General features: G+C 39.5%; 10 protein-coding genes. 9 read left to right on the forward strand and 1 reads right to left on the reverse strand.

Translation table 11 applies throughout. The features are described from left to right. Nucleotides 1–7 precede the first annotated feature (7 nt). The 5 genes from MED134_RS05325 (at nt 8) to MED134_RS05345 (ending at nt 9,016) form a co-directional block, all read left to right on the forward strand. Nucleotides 8–403, forward strand: coding sequence for a hypothetical protein (locus tag MED134_RS05325; RefSeq protein ID WP_035334318.1), 396 nt, complete (start codon nt 8–10; stop codon nt 401–403). A gap of 11 nt (nt 404–414) precedes the next feature. After that, on the forward strand, nt 415–1,128 hold the full coding sequence (locus tag MED134_RS05330; RefSeq protein WP_021778393.1) for a PspA/IM30 family protein: 714 nt from the start codon (nt 415–417) through the stop codon (nt 1,126–1,128). 28 nt (nt 1,129–1,156) lie between these two features. Then, a complete protein-coding gene (locus MED134_RS05335) occupies nt 1,157–1,870 on the forward strand; it encodes a hypothetical protein (protein WP_021778392.1) in 714 nt (237 codons plus the stop codon). A gap of 54 nt (nt 1,871–1,924) precedes the next feature. After that, a complete protein-coding gene (locus MED134_RS05340; RefSeq protein ID WP_021778391.1) occupies nt 1,925–3,991 on the forward strand; it encodes a flotillin family protein in 2,067 nt (688 codons plus the stop codon). A 147-nt stretch (nt 3,992–4,138) separates the two neighbouring features. Continuing rightward, nucleotides 4,139–9,016, forward strand: coding sequence for a DNA repair ATPase (locus MED134_RS05345; RefSeq protein WP_021778390.1), 4,878 nt, complete (start codon nt 4,139–4,141; stop codon nt 9,014–9,016). 447 nt (nt 9,017–9,463) lie between these two features. On the opposite strand, the gene trxB is transcribed toward MED134_RS05345, so the two are convergent. Then, nucleotides 9,464–10,471, reverse strand: coding sequence for a thioredoxin-disulfide reductase (gene trxB / locus MED134_RS05350; protein WP_021778389.1), 1,008 nt, complete (start codon nt 10,469–10,471; stop codon nt 9,464–9,466). A 283-nt stretch (nt 10,472–10,754) separates the two neighbouring features. Between trxB and MED134_RS05355 the strand changes: the two genes are divergently transcribed. From MED134_RS05355 to MED134_RS05370, 4 genes are all read left to right on the forward strand, one after another. Beyond that, entirely contained in the window at nt 10,755–11,870 is a 1,116-nt protein-coding gene (locus MED134_RS05355; protein WP_021778388.1) for a PQQ-dependent sugar dehydrogenase, read from the forward strand. Further along, on the forward strand, nt 11,870–12,295 hold the full coding sequence (locus MED134_RS05360; protein ID WP_021778387.1) for a c-type cytochrome: 426 nt from the start codon (nt 11,870–11,872) through the stop codon (nt 12,293–12,295). The genes MED134_RS05355 and MED134_RS05360 overlap by 1 nt, the downstream gene beginning before the upstream one ends. Before the next feature lie 104 nt (nt 12,296–12,399). After that, entirely contained in the window at nt 12,400–13,512 is a 1,113-nt protein-coding gene (locus MED134_RS05365; protein WP_021778386.1) for an outer membrane beta-barrel protein, read from the forward strand. 118 nt (nt 13,513–13,630) lie between these two features. Further along, nucleotides 13,631–14,398: a ParA family protein gene (locus MED134_RS05370; RefSeq protein ID WP_021778385.1), complete on the forward strand. Its 768-nt coding sequence runs from the start codon at nt 13,631–13,633 to the stop codon at nt 14,396–14,398. Nucleotide 14,399: the final 1 nt, after the last annotated feature.

Raw genomic sequence — 14,399 nt, forward strand, 5'->3', positions numbered from 1 at the left:
ACTCTTTATGAAGAACCACTTTACAATTACTCGAGATTTTTTATTAGAACTCAATTTTAATATCACTACAGAAAATACGGCAGATGGTATTATGGTTGTGCAAAAGGAAAACTCAGGTATCAAAAACCTGATTCTGGGCATTGCTCCTCCTATTCTAATTATCGAGCAATTTATTTTTACCATCAATAACCAGTCAGAAAAGATTTTTAAAAGTCTGCTGCAAAAAAACCGAGATATCATACACGGCGCTTTTGTACTAGATGATACTGGTAAAAAGGTCATCTTTAGAGATACCCTACAGATAGAAAATCTTGACCTCAACGAGCTAGAGGGTAGCTTGAACTCCCTGAGTTTACTTATGAGTGAGTACTCAGAACAGATTATAGAATTTTCAAAATATTAAAAAACGACATTATGAACATATTTAAACGACTTTTTAAAATAGGACAAGCAGAGGCAAATGCATCTATAGATAATATGGAAGATCCTATCAAGATGACAGAGCAAGGCATACGAGATATGAAAGAAGATCTTGCCAAAAGTGTAGAGGCAATGGCACAAGTAAAAGCAATGGCCATACGCGCAAAAAACGAGCGTGACGAGCACGATGCAAAAGCAAAAGACTACGAGAGCAAAGCCATCGCTATTCTTAAAAAAGCACACGCAGGATCTATGGATGCGACAGATGCAGACAGACTAGCCAAAGAAGCCCTGGCCAAAAAAGAAGAAGCACAGTCACACGCGACACGCGCTGGTGAGGATACTTCAAAATTTGAAGGTAATGTAGCGCAACTACAAGGCACTATCCAGACTATTAAAGACAATATAAGCAACTGGGAGAACGAGCTTAAAACGCTCAAGGCACGTGTAAAAGTGAGCGATGCTACAAAGAATGTAAACAAGCAAATGGCGGCCCTAGATAACACTGGTACCGTGAGTATGCTAGAACGTATGAAAGAAAAAGTAGCGCAAGAAGAAGCACTTGCAGAGGCTTATGGAGACATCGCAGATACTAATAAAAATATGGATGATGAGATAAACGCCGCTGCAGATACTAGCGAGGAGAAAGTAGATGACGAGCTTGCAAAACTTAAAGAACAATTAGGGCTAGGTAAAGACAACGCCTAGCCATCATAAACCTTAAAACCATCAACCATTGGACAACTTTATAAATCTCATATTTTCAGAAGTTAATATCATCTTGAGCGTCTTATTGATACTCTTGATCATTTACTGGGTACTTACCTCGGTGAGCGGTATTGATTTTGACTACGATATGGACATCGACATTGATCTTGATGTAGATGTAGATGCAGATTTTGACATCAACACCGTAGACTCTGGTAGTATGGATTTTGAAGATGTATCAAGTGCAGAGGTAGACAGGTCACACGTTGTAAATAAAAGACGTAAACCGCTTAAGTGGTGGCAAGTATTTTTAATTTACTTCAACTTTGTAGGTCTTCCATTTATGTTCACCTTTACGGTATGGGTATTTTTATGGTGGCTTTGCACCCTAGTAACCACAAGTATTACCGGTAGCTATGCAACTAGTTTTGGTTACATACTTATGTTGAGCTGTATGATCCCTGCTTTGTTCCTTACTAAGATATTTACCACTCCATTTAAGTCGTTTTTTAAAAACTTGAATAAAGATGGTGATAAGGCTACAGACTTTTTAGGTCGTGACGCAGTGTTGCTATCTACCATTTCTGGAGATAAGATGGGTAATGCAGAAGTACTAGCAGATGGTAACCCTATGAGTATTTATGTAAAATCACTAGATGGGTCAGAAATACGCTTTCGCGAAAGCGTACTCATCATCAAACAGTCACCAGATAAAAATTACTTTTTAGTCAGCAAATATTAATTAAGCGTGTAAACGCACATTCATAATCAACCAAAAACAAAAATCATCAATTTTATGGAAAACCTACCATCTATCGCCATCGCCCTTGTTGTGGGTATTGTGGCACTCATTGTTATTTACTTCCTCATCATCGCGATGTTCTACAAAAAGGTACATCAAGGTCAAGCCTTGGTTCGTACAGGTTTTGGCGGGACAAAAGTAGCGACAGATAAAGGGCTCTATGTGGTTCCTGTCTTTCACCGTGTAGAAGTAATGGATATTTCTGTAAAGAAAATCCAGATTGAGCGTCTTGCATCAGAGGGTCTTATTTGTAAAGACAATATGCGTGCAGATATCAAGGTAGCCTTCTTTGTACGTGTAAATAATGAAGTAGAGTACATTAAGAAAGTAGCTCAAACCATAGGTGTGCAACGTGCATCACGTCAAGAAACGCTAGAAGAGCTTTTTGAAGCAAAATTTTCTGAAGCGCTTAAAACCGTGGGTAAAAAGTTTGACTTTATACAGCTTTATGAAGCTCGTCGTGAGTTTCGCGATGAGATTGTAGACATTATAGGTACAGATCTTAATGGGTATACTCTTGAAGATTGTGCGATAGATTACCTAGAGCAAACTGCAGTCACACATCTCAAGGCAGATAATATACTTGATGCAGAAGGTATTAAGAAAATCACAGATCTTACAGCTGCACAAAACATCAAGGCAAACCTTATTAAACGTGATGAGGAAAAAGTAATACGCAAGCAAGATGTAGAGGCTCGCGAGGCGATACTAGAACTAGATAAGCAACTCGCCGAAAAAGAAGAACAGCAAAAACGTGAGATCTCAAACATAAAATCTCGTGAAGAGGCAGAGATTCTTAAAGTTGCCGAAGAAGAGCGTCTCAAGTCTGAAACAGCTCGCATTGCTACCGAAGAAAAAGTAAAAGTAGCCGAAGAAAATATGCAACGCCAGATCATCGTTGCTGAGAAAAATAAGCAACGTACAGACAAGGTGGAGACAGAGCGTGTGGAGAAAGACCGTATGCTAGAACTTACCGAGAGAGAGCGCGTAGTAACACTGGCTCAAATCGAAAAAGAGAAAGTTGTTGAAGTTGAGAAAAAGAACATTCAAGATGTGATACGCGACCGCGTGATGCTAGAGAAAGGTGTGGTAGAGGAGCAAGAAAATATGAAAGATATTGAGGCTTTTAAAACTGCAGACCGTTCTAAGCAAGTAGCAATCACAAATGCAGAGGCAGCAGCTCAAGAAGATCTTATTAAGACCATAAAAGCAGCCGAAGCATCAAAAGAAGCAGCAAAACAAAAAGCCGAAGAAATTAATATCGAAGCACTAGCGCATAAAGAAGCAAGTGAGAAAGAGGCAGATGCACGTAAAATTCTTGCCGAAGCACAAGCTAAGGAAGAAGCAACTGTAGGTATGTCTGAGGCACAAGTAATGCACGCTAAGGCAGATGCAAACGAGCGTCAAGGTATTGTTGAGGCAACCGTTATCGAGAAAAAGGCACTTGCAGAAGCTGCCGGAATTGAAGCAAAAGCTGAGGCAAAACGTAAAGATGGTCTTGCAGAGGCAGATGTAATTAAAGAGAAAGCGCTTGCAGATGCCGCAGGTATCGAAGAGAAGGCAAATGCTATGAAGAAACTTGACGGTGTAGGTAAAGAACACGAAGAGTTTAAACTACGTCTTGACAAAGAACTTCAGGTAGATCTTGCAGAGATTAATATCCAGAAAGATATTGCAGATGCGCAAGCACAGGTTATAGGCGATGCTCTTAAGGCTGCAAATATTGATATTGTAGGTGGTGAGACTATGTTCTTTGACCAGATTATAGGGCAAATTACAAAGGCCAAAGGTTACGACAGACTCGTACACCACTCAGAAACGGTGACAGAGGTAAAAGATGCCATTTTAGGTAGTGATGATGTAAAAGGAAACTTGCTTGAAAAAGTAAAAGAATTTGCAGATAAGTACGGCATCTCTTCTGAGGATCTTAAAAATGTGACCATTGCAAACTTACTGATGGATTTAAAATCTAAATCTTCAGACAGCGATGAGCAAACCTTATTCAGTAACCTATTTAACCTTGCAAAAGGATTAGGATTATCTGATAAGAAATTGAAATAAAACTCAGTAAACAACGGCAGCTTGCACCCAGTGAGATGGCAAGCTGCTGGTTGTTTTTAAGCTTTCGCGAAAGCGTAATTACTACTACATCTTACAACTTTCATCACAAGAATCAATCAACAAACCAACGATTAGTTTCCAACATTTATGGCAAACGAAACTCCAGATATACAACCTAAAGCAACGCAAACTCTTGACGGCGGCACCTATGAGATTATACAAGGTAGACTGCAAAAACAAAAAACCGACTTACAACAGCGGTTACAAGAACTTAACGAGGAGCGTAAAAATGTTTTTGGTTCACTAGAAACAAAGCTCATTGCAAATGACCGTATCAATACAGAAAATAACTGTATTGCTCGTGATATTGTATCGCTTAAAAACTTGTGTTTATTTGGTTACAATGTGCATTTTGGACTACGCACAGACATACACTTAGGAGATGTTTTTAGTGCCTATGAGTTTAAAGACAATCGTTTTGAACCTCGTGATCTTTCACTTTTACAAGACGACACTTTTCTACTAGACTTTGCAAACCTGTACAAGTATTACCGTAATACCATCTTTTCAAAGTTTGCGATTATAGGTAACTACCTCTATATGGTATTTCAGCTTAGTGATAGTGTTACAGATATTAAAACATTTAAGTGGCTCATAAAAGAAGATACGTTACAGTATGTAGATAACCGTAGTGAGCACGAGTATCGCTTCCCACAGCAACACGATTTTAAGTGGCAAGAGGCTACGCGTGATATGCACCGTTATGGTGAGCACGCTCACGTATCTATTTTAGACAAGGTGTTTGTAGAGACTATAGGTGGTGATCTTACCATAAAAATAGAAGATAATACAGATCAAGGTAAAGGAATACTAGATGAGCCGGTAGAGCTTATAGACCAGACACTAGATGATGGTCAGTATCGCTATGCAGATCTGGGCAACCTACTTGCACTGGAAATTAAACCCTTTCAAGAAGAGCCTCGCTATTTTGTATTTAATAACAAACTAAAGGAAGTTCAAAAAATACAGAGCGTAAAGGACACTTGTGTCTTGCTTCCAGATGATCAAGGTATCATTTTCCCAACAGGCTACTACTTACAAACAGGAGAATACAACATTTTTGATAATGCCATCCCAAATGTAAAATTTCAGCAGAAGGTGAGTTCGCCTAACGGGGAGGACTTTTTATATGTCTTTTACTCGCCAGAAGAGGCGTTGTATAACTTGATGTCATATAATGTGATTACTCAAGAGATAAAAACTCCTATTATCTGTAATGGTTTTACCGTATTGCAAGATGGGCAGCTATGCTATTTTAGAACCGAAAATGAGCAGACTAAACATCACGTGATACAGATCTGGCAAACCCCATTTTTAAAGGGGGACTATATGCCTTCTCAACACGAAGACACCTTGCTTTATAAAATAGGAAACAAAGATATTGTAAAAGCAATGGCAGAGGTAAATAGCCTCATCACACTGCTCAACAAAGAAGATAATTACGACGGACTGTATAGCGATATTGCTAAGTTCTCAAAAGATATACTAGATGCTTACTACTGGCTTCCAGAAGCCGAAACCAAGCAACTCAACGTACCGCTTGCAGAAATAAACGGAGCTGCAAATGCCGCAATAGATGAGTTTCAAAAAGTAGTACAGCTCAAGCGCAACGCTGCCAAACAAACTAAAGAAGTTGAGACCAAAGCCTCTGAGATTTTTGGCAAAATAAAAAGCACCTCTTTTAAATCTATTAATGATTTTGTGGCGCTGCTCACGCAGTTGCGATCATTGCGTGGAGAGACCATCTCTCTTAATGATATACGGTATGTAGATCCCACTTTCGTGAAAACGCTAGAGGAAGAAATTGCTGTGCAAACACAAAAAATTTCTGAGAAGTGTGTACAGTTCTTACTAGATGACAAAGCGTTAAAACCGTATCACGATGCCGTAGCCGAAAAGAAACAGGCGATGGATGGCATCAAGAAAGTAATTGAAGCCAAGAAACTCGAAGAAGAAGTAAACCAGATTGCAACAGATCTTGAGTTACTTATCGACATTGTTTCAAATCTTGATATAGAAGACACCTCTCACTCTACTAAGATAATTGATGATATCTCGCTCATTTTTGCGACTATCAATCAGTTAAAGGCTGGGATTAAGAATAAGAAAAAATCACTAGGAAGTGCAGAAGCACAAGCCGACTTTGCTGCCCAATTGAAGCTTATTGATCAAAGTATCATAAACTACCTAGATATTGCCACCACGCCAGAAAAGTGTGATGAGTTCCAGACTAAAATCTCTATCCAGCTAGAAGAGCTAGAAGGAAAGTTTGCAGATTGGGATGAGTTTATCACGCTCATTATTGAAAAGCGCGAGGAAGTATATGGAGCTTTTGAAGCACGTAAAAATGCACTGATAGAAAAGCGCAATAAAAAGGCAATGGCATTAAAAAATGCCTCAGAACGCATTTTAAAAGGTGTACGTAAAAAAGCCGAAAGCTTTAAAACAGCCTCTGAAATAAACGGATATTTTGCCGCAGACCTTATGATTAATAAGGTACGCGATATCATACAGCAACTTAAAGAGCAAGAAGATACCGGTAAGGCAGAAGAGATTGAGACTGGACTTAAAACAGCTCGTGAAGATGCGCTACGCAAGCTCAAAGACAAACTAGATCTCTATGAAGACGGAGATACGGTGATACGACTTGGCAAGCATAAATTTGGTGTAAATAAGCAGCCGCTTGACCTCACTATTGTACTTAAAGATGGCGCACTTAACTATCACCTCACAGGTACCGATTTTTATCAAGAACTCTCAAACGAGACCCTTCTCGCCTCTCGCCATATCTGGGATCAAGAATTTGTATCAGAAACTAGCGAGGTGTACCGCAGTGCCTACCTAGCTTATAAATTATTTAATAAACTAGATAAACACACGCTACTTGAAGCTGGTGATGATGCGCTACTTGCTATTGTGCAAGAAGAAAGCCGCAATGATTATGCAGAGGGCTATGTAAAAGGGGTACACGATATAGATGCGACTAAAATTTTAAAGGTACTCGTACACAAACACAACGAGCTAGGTTTACTCACCTACGCTCCAGAAATTAGAGCATACGCTCAGTATTTCTGGAACAGCATTGACCCAACTACTCAAAAAACGCTTAACCAGTCTATAAAGGCTTCGGGAGAGGTGTTACAGTTTTTTCCAGATGCAAAGGAGTACCAATTTATCGTTGAGACTTTAAGTGAGGAGATACACGCTTTCGCGAAAGCGGAATCCCTTTTCTCACCAGAGTTAAGTCAGACCATTGCGACCTACATCTTTGATGAGCTTCAAGGTGACACAGAGTTTGTGCGTAGTAGTGTTGCTGTACGTTTAAAAGACGCTTTCGCGAAAGCGTTAAAACAACAACAGGCAGACCTTAAGTTTAAAAAGAGTTATGAGTCGCTCCCTAGCTTAAAAGGGAAAGTGCATCTCGTAAAACAGTGGGTAACGGCATTTGTACGCACCCAAGAAAGCCTAACCGATGTGCGCTACGTAGATGAAGTGGTGTGTTTACTACTCTTTGAAGATGAGTCAGTTTTAAAAACAAAAGCGGCTTCTCCAAATGAGAAAATTACTGGTTTAAGCGGCGATCACAGCACGATAAGCGAAGGTGTTTTTAACTTTAACTATCACGACTTTACGGCAAGGCTCAACTTATTTGTAACAGAGCAAGTACCCGCATTTGAAACTTTTAAGAAAGCAAAACACACGGTTACTGAAGAATTAAAAGAAGCTTTAAAACTGGACGAATTTAAACCAAGGGTGCTTACATCCTTTGTGCGTAATAAGCTGATTGACCAAGTGTATTTCCCATTGTTTGGTGATAACCTTGCAAAGCAACTAGGAACCGTAGGTGATAATAAACGTACTGACCGTATGGGTATGTTGCTGCTCATCTCTCCACCAGGATACGGAAAAACCACCCTGATGGAATATATCGCAAACCGTCTAGGTCTTGTTTTTGTAAAAATTAATGGCCCAGCCATAGGTCACGAAGTTACTTCTGTAGATCCAGAAAGTGCTACAAATAGCGCTGCACGTGAAGAGCTCAAAAAACTCAACGTCGCTTTTGAAATGGGTAACAATGTGATGCTATATCTAGACGATATACAGCACTGTAATCCTGAGTTTTTACAAAAATTCATCTCCTTGTCTGATGGTACACGTAAGATAGAAGGTGTGTACAATGGGAAGTCAAAAACCTATGACCTCCGTAGCAAGAAATTCTGTGTGATAATGGCGGGTAACCCGTATACAGAGAGTGGAGAGAAATTCCGTATACCAGATATGCTTGCAAACAGGGCAGACATTTATAACCTGGGAGACATCATAGGAGATACGGAACACCTGTTTAAGCTGAGTCTTATTGAGAATTCACTCACTGCAAATCCGCTACTGCAGCAGTTGAGTAGTAGTCATTTCGAGGATGTGTATACCTTAATAGACCGCATAGAAAATGGGACGCAGGACAGTCAGCTCAAAGGAAATCACACTGCGCAAGAAGTGGCAGATTATACAAAGGTACTAGAGAAGGTAATCACCATACGTAACACGGTGCTCAAGGTAAATGCAGAATACATACGCAGTGCCGCGCAAGAAGATGCCTATCGTACAGAGCCGTCTTTTAAACTTCAAGGGTCATACCGAGATATGAACAAACTCGTAGCAAAAGTAGTTCCCATTATGAATGACACAGAGCTTGCGACATTGCTTCTTTCGCACTATGAAAGTGAGTCACAAACTCTCACTTCAAGCGCAGAAGCAAACCTCTTAAAGTACCGCGAACTCATAAATGCGCTAGATGAAACACAGCAACAGCGCTGGAACACGATGAAAGAAACCTTCGTAAAAAATAATAAACTCAAAGGATTTGGTGATAAAAACGAGATGGCACAAGTACTCTCTCAAATGATGGAGTTTACCGAGAATCTAGAAGGGATTAAGAAAGCGCTGGAGAAGGGGTTGGAGAAATGATTTTAAAAACATCTCCCCTAGCCCCTCTTCGAAGAGGGGAATACTCACGATACTTTTTATTTTGCAAAGCAAAACTAAAAGTATAAACTCACAACAGTGTCCCTCTTTGAAGAGGGAGTCAGGGAGATGTCCGCAAAGTGAGGATATTCAATAAAATTCCTTTGGGGTGACTATTGCAAGAAATTCATATCTATAAAAAGGGTACTCAAAAAACATCTCCCCTAGCCCCTCTTCAAAGAGGGGAAAATACTCACGATACTTTTTAATTTTGCAAAGCAAAATTAAAAAGTATCAAACAACACCAGTGTCCCTCTTTGAAGAGGGAGTCAGGGAGATGTCCGCAAAAAGGAGAAAAAGTCACAAAACGTGAGATGTCCACAAAAAATAGCAAACAAAAAAAACGACAGCTCTCGCTGTCGTTTTTAAATTCTATATAAGGTATGTCCTTTACTGACGTGCAGCTGGAACCTCATCCACATAAGTTGAGCCTACTCCTGGCTCGTCTTGTGGAAGCTCGTCTTTTGACGCTAGGTAACGCTCTGCATCTAGTGCAGCCATACATCCTGTTCCGGCAGCGGTAATTGCTTGACGGTACACGTGATCTGCTGCATCTCCAGATACGAATACGCCTGGTACGTTTGTTTTAGAAGTTCCTGGTGTATTGATGATATATCCAGTCTCATCTAAATCTAAATAGTCCTTAAAGATATCTGTGTTAGGCTTGTGCCCTATCGCTACAAAAAATCCTGTTGCTGGGATATCGTGTTCTTCACCGGTTACATTATTCTTTACTCTAGCTCCTGTCACACCTACATCGTCACCTAGCACCTCAACAGTTTCTGTGTTGAAAAGGATCTCAATGTTTTCTGTTTTCTGTACACGAGCAGCCATAATTTTTGATGCTCTAAACTCGTCACGACGTACGAGCATTGTTACTTTCTTACATAATTTAGAAAGGTAGTGTGCCTCCTCACAAGCGCTATCTCCAGCACCTACAATTATGGTTTCTTGCCCACGGTAAAAGAATCCGTCGCAAACGGCACAGGCAGATACACCTCCACCCATTTTTAAATACTTCTGCTCAGAAGGTAATCCTAAATATTTTGCACTCGCTCCTGTAGATATAATCACAGACTCTGCGTGTATTTCCTTTTCTCCGTTGATCCACGCTTTGTGTACATCTCCAGAAAAATCTACTTTAGTCACCCATCCGTCACGTACATCTGTATCAAAACGCTGTGCTTGTTTCATTAACTGCACCATCATTTCTGGTCCAGTCACACCATCTACATAACCAGGGAAGTTCTCCACCTCGTTAGTCGTGGTAAGCTGTCCTCCTGGCTGCTGCCCTTGGTAAAGAACTGGTGCCATATTTGCACGTGCTGCATAAATTGCTGCGGTATATCCCGCTGGTCCTGAACCTATGATAAGGCATTTTACTTTTTCTACTGACATACTGTATTATTTTTAAGCTTTCGCGAAAGCGTAATAAACACTTTTACAATCGCACAATTCTTATTTATATCTTCCTTACAAAAGTAGGTTTTACAAGCCAAACCTTACAATCAAGTTATCAAGAAAACGAATGGCTTTATCACCAAAAGTGATATAACTCATCACGCGCTTACTCTTGCATAGATTAAAGATAAGATTCTAACCTCTAACACGTGTTTTCAAATTGTTAATACATCATAGAGTGTGGTGATAATTCTGTAATTTGCCGTTAAAATCTGATACTATGAAAAGTCGTTTTACTTATATCTTATTATTACTTGTTGCAAGTGTGGCTTGCGCGCAAGAAACTAGAGAAAATGATGTCACACTAACCTCAAACCTAGATTATACCTATGAGGTTATTGTTCCAGAACTTACAAACCCTTGGGGACTGGCTGTATTGCCAGATGAGTCTATGCTCATCACTGAAAAAAGTGGAGAACTTATACACTTTAAGGATGGCAAAAAAACAATGATTACTGGTGCTCCAGAGGTGGTGACGCGTAATCAAGGTGGTTTACTGGACATACGATTGCATCCAGATTATGTGACTAATGGCTGGATATACATCACATACTCATCACCAGAAGGCGAAGAAGATGGAGCGATGACAGCACTTATGAGAGCACAATTAAAAGACGGCGCGCTTACCGAAAAGAAGGTGTTATATAAAGGAAGCCCAAATACGAGAAAGGGACATCACTTTGGCAGCCGCGTGCGTTTTGACAAAGATGGTTATGTGTACTTTTCTATAGGAGATCGTGGTGCTAGGGATGAAAATCCGCAGGATGTTACTCGTGATGGAGGCAAAATTTATAGACTTAATGCAGATGGAAGCATCCCTGCAGATAATCCCTTTGTAGGTAAAGACGGAGCAAAAGAAGCCATCTTCTCTTATGGACATCGTAATCCGCAAGGAATGGCGGTACATCCTGAGACAGGTAAGATATGGATACACGAGCACGGACCTCGTGGTGGGGATGAGATTAATATCCCTGAGGCTGGCAAAAACTTTGGGTGGCCAGTAATCTCATACGGTATTAATTACAGCGGAACTACGTTTACAGAAATTACAGAAAAAGAGGGAATGGAGCAGCCAGTGTATTACTGGGTTCCTTCTATCGCTCCTTCTGGGATGGCTTTTGCAAACGGTACTGGTGATGCAAAACTTGATGGTAACTTATTAATAGGTTCGCTTAAATTTGAATACCTAGAGCTTGCCATTCTAGAAAATGACAAGGTAGTTGCTCGCGAAAAGTTACTAGAAGATGTAGGTCGTGTGCGTAATGTGATTAATCACAATGGCACTATCTATGTAGGTGCAGAGGGAAAAGGAATCCTTAAACTAGTTAAGAAATAATGAAGCTACTTATAAGTTTATGTACGGCAGGAGTTAGTGTTTTTTTATTTTTCGCGAAAGCGGAAAAAGAAGTTTACACCTCTCAAGACCCACTTGCAGAATCTATAGAACGTGGTGCAGAGGTATACCAAGACTTTTGTATACAGTGTCACCTAGGTAAGGGAGAAGGTGTGGCAGGAACTTTCCCGCCGCTTGCTGGATCAGACTGGCTCACAGAAGATCGCTATAAAGAAGCCATAAAAGCTGTAAAATATGGCCAGCAAGGTCCTATTACCGTAAATGGTGTCGCATATAATGGCGTGATGGCAAACCTTGAACTTTATGAAGATGAAGTGGCAGATGTGATGAACTACATTATGAATAGCTGGGGCAATAAACAGACAAAAATGGTTACCGAAGAAGTGGTGAAAGCTATCTCAAAATAAGGTGATCTCGTAAATAGCAGAAGTAAGGTCCTAAGATTTTTTAGTAAAGAATTGGCTTTTAAAACGACAAAAAAGTGCTAACTTTTTAGGTAAAAGAAAATACTATGAAAAAAATCATTACATCCCTATTTTTTATGATTGCTTTTTGCTCTGTACTTACAGCTCAAAATTACTCATCGGGAAGCATTACAGTACTTAATAATAACCCACTAGAAGGTAGTGTAGCCATAGATTACCTTGCTCAAACAGTACTTTACAAAAAGAATTATAAAACCACCGTTTATACTTTTGACCAGGTAACTAGTGTCTCTCTCAACAATAGAAACCTTGATAAAATAGAAGTAGATAATATCGTTTATTTTGCCACACCATTACAAGATGGAAAAGCGTCTTTATATCAAATAAGTCCCTCAGAATATCTTATCACAAACGCTACTGGAACCTCTAAGGTTATCAACTTAGATAATGACAGAGCAAATATAGCTGGCACGCTTGCCGTACTTTTTTCTGATTGTAATTCCATACGAAGACCACTTAATGCTATAGATCAATTTAATGAGTCTGCACTTATACGCAATGTACAAGCCTACAATGCTTGTGATTATGAGATTTATGCTCCCACGCCTAATGAGGTAGATGCAGCAGCTTCTTATAATACCGATGCTGCTAGTTTTTATCTAGGTGTAGGTACAAGCGTTAATAACTTGAAGTTTTTTGATAGTGACGATTCTGAGTCTATTGTGACAGGGCAGGTACAACTTGGTGTAATAGCTACTCCAGGCTTTTTAGGAACTTTACAAGGAAACCTTTACTTCTCTCTTGAAGGAAATGCTGCCTTATCTGGTGATAATAGTTTTGAGAACTTGCCTAATGATTTAAATTTTAAAATGAGTTCTTTTAGACTGTTGTTTGGTCTAGAGTATCAATTTAATAAAGAAGGAAAATTTAAGCCTTTTATAGCAGCTGCGGTAGGTCCTACTGGTGATTATTATGAAGGGACTCTAGATGGTAATGATTTTGACATAAGTGGTGGTAATCCCATTTTTGTTCCGCGTGTAGGCGTGAGATATGAATTAAGCAATGGGCACCATCTAGGTGCTAGCCTAAGTTATATAACCGGTTATGATAATGACTTAACATTTCCTACAGAAGAAGAAGTTATTCCTCTTAAGATTGATGTAACAACACTCACACTAGGGGTAAACTATTACTTTTAAGACCACTATCACTCACAATATTAAAACCGAGATGCATAATCTCGGTTTTTTCATTTCTAATCCATTTTAATAACCCATTTTAAATTGTATTTTTACCTCCTAATCGTCCTCAAATTTTATGGGTAAAATAATTGCTATTGCAAACCAAAAAGGTGGTGTAGGCAAGACCACGACTTCTGTAAATCTCGCAGCCTCTCTAGGCGTGCTCGAGAAGAAAGTACTTCTCATAGATGCAGACCCACAGGCTAATGCAACCTCTGGCTTAGGTATAGATGTAGAGAGTGTAGAAGTAGGAACATACCAGCTACTAGAACATACTAACAAGGCAGAAGATGCTATTGTAAAAACCTCTTCTCCTAATCTAGATCTTATACCTGCACACATAGATCTTGTAGCTATAGAAATAGAGCTTGTAGATAAAGAGGCACGTGAGTATATGTTAAAGAAAGCGATTTCTCACCTAAAGGATGTATATGATTACATCTTGATAGACTGTGCACCATCACTAGGCTTGCTTACTCTTAATGCACTTACCTCTGCAGACTCTGTAATTATCCCTATACAGTGCGAGTATTTTGCACTAGAAGGGTTAGGTAAGTTGCTTAACACGATAAAAAGCGTTCAGAAAATACACAATAAGGATCTTGATATAGAAGGATTACTTCTTACAATGTTTGACTCACGACTACGATTATCTAATCAGGTAGTAGAAGAAGTTCAAAAACATTTTAGCGAGATGGTCTTTGAGACAATCATACAGCGTAATGTACGTTTAAGTGAAGCACCTAGTTATGGAGAGAGTATTATAAATTATGATGCTGCAAGTAAAGGCGCTACTAACTACTTGAGTCTTGCTCAAGAACTTATTACAAAAAACAATAGCTAAC

Origin of the sequence: Dokdonia sp. MED134, from assembly GCF_000152925.2 — a bacterium.
Lineage (GTDB): Bacteria > Bacteroidota > Bacteroidia > Flavobacteriales > Flavobacteriaceae > Dokdonia.

What these genes read in the sequence shown, in the direction of transcription:
- MED134_RS05325 (WP_035334318.1), top strand. Translation starts at nt 8, where the DNA reads ATGAAGAACCACTTTACAATTACTCGAGATTTTTTATTAGAACTCAAT.
- MED134_RS05330 (WP_021778393.1), top strand. Translation starts at nt 415, where the DNA reads ATGAACATATTTAAACGACTTTTTAAAATAGGACAAGCAGAGGCAAAT.
- MED134_RS05340 (WP_021778391.1), top strand. Translation starts at nt 1,925, where the DNA reads ATGGAAAACCTACCATCTATCGCCATCGCCCTTGTTGTGGGTATTGTG.
- MED134_RS05345 (WP_021778390.1), top strand. Translation starts at nt 4,139, where the DNA reads ATGGCAAACGAAACTCCAGATATACAACCTAAAGCAACGCAAACTCTT.
- trxB (WP_021778389.1), bottom strand. Translation starts at nt 10,471, where the DNA reads ATGTCAGTAGAAAAAGTAAAATGCCTTATCATAGGTTCAGGACCAGCG.
- MED134_RS05355 (WP_021778388.1), top strand. Translation starts at nt 10,755, where the DNA reads ATGAAAAGTCGTTTTACTTATATCTTATTATTACTTGTTGCAAGTGTG.
- MED134_RS05360 (WP_021778387.1), top strand. Translation starts at nt 11,870, where the DNA reads ATGAAGCTACTTATAAGTTTATGTACGGCAGGAGTTAGTGTTTTTTTA.
- MED134_RS05365 (WP_021778386.1), top strand. Translation starts at nt 12,400, where the DNA reads ATGAAAAAAATCATTACATCCCTATTTTTTATGATTGCTTTTTGCTCT.
- MED134_RS05370 (WP_021778385.1), top strand. Translation starts at nt 13,631, where the DNA reads ATGGGTAAAATAATTGCTATTGCAAACCAAAAAGGTGGTGTAGGCAAG.